1 protein-coding gene is annotated in these 995 nt (G+C 26.8%); it reads right to left on the bottom strand.

The window, feature by feature from the left end; translation table 11 throughout:
• Positions 1–158 precede the first annotated feature (158 nt).
• Complete coding sequence (locus tag ACOSP6_RS01170; protein WP_422092323.1) at positions 159–845, bottom strand: hypothetical protein; 687 nt, start codon at positions 843–845, stop codon at positions 159–161.
• Between the last annotated feature and the right edge of the window lie 150 nt (positions 846–995).

Raw genomic sequence — 995 nt, 5'->3', positions numbered from 1 at the left:
TTAATAAGATTGAATTTCCGGTGAGGAAATTCAGCCGCAATTAATTATACACGTTGTTGCTGTGCGTTATTTTACCAATTTATCATCACAAACATATTGTAATTTAGTAAGTTAATGATATAAATCTCACAGATAGTTATCAGTAATTTAGTTTTGAATTAGCTCTCAAATTCTAGATTATAGTAGTCTTTGAAAAAATTTAATAAACTTTCTGAATAAGGTTCAATACTGTTTTTAATGATTATTTCTAGATCTATACCTTTATAATATGTAATAATCTTTCCGTTATGTTCTGAATCAATATAAGTTAGAATAGATTCACTTGCTTTAGAGAAATCTTTCATCCATTTTCTAACAGAATGTGAAGATTCTAATATTTTACTAATGTCACTTGTTACGGCTCCAAAGTCAATTTCATATATAGGTTTGTTATTGAGTTTTGATATAGATGTTTCAAAATTCCCAATGCTTATTTTTCCGTTACCTAAATAAGAACTTTGAAAATTTTGGATAAATTCTTCTAAACGACTTCCATCAAATTCCAATGTCCAATCACCAACGCTTGAAATGATTTTAGGGTCAATGTCAAATATGATGCTTGTAGAAAAGTAAATAGCGTTAAAGTCTTGATAATTTCCTTTCTTATCAAGAAAATTCGATTCATCAATATTTTGATGATTTGAGTCATAGAAATGTATTCCATCACCGTGAAGAGTATAATTCTTATTATTAATGATTACATTAAAAGAATTATTATCTGAATCAGTATTATCTTTAATCCAATGTAGACATTTTGAGAGATTTTCCTCTCTAACATATGTTCTGATTGAGTAATTTAAACCCATTTTGATTTTTTATAATGCATAGCAACGTATTTGTGTATGAAAAGTTGCGGTAATTTTAGCAGCAATTTTTCATTCATTTTTCATGGTTTAAAATTAGTTGTAATTTTTGATTTATTGATAATGCAGCTATTTTTTATACACCATGTTAGC

It is taken from the genome of Tenacibaculum sp. MEBiC06402, from assembly GCF_049239625.1.
Classification (GTDB): domain Bacteria; phylum Bacteroidota; class Bacteroidia; order Flavobacteriales; family Flavobacteriaceae; genus Polaribacter.
Note: the sequence above shows the minus strand (reverse complement) of the source record. Positions and strands in the feature narration are given on the sequence as shown.

Excerpts from the sequence above, each read along its gene's own strand:
- ACOSP6_RS01170 (WP_422092323.1), bottom strand. The coding sequence starts at position 845 with ATGGGTTTAAATTACTCAATCAGAACATATGTTAGAGAGGAAAATCTC.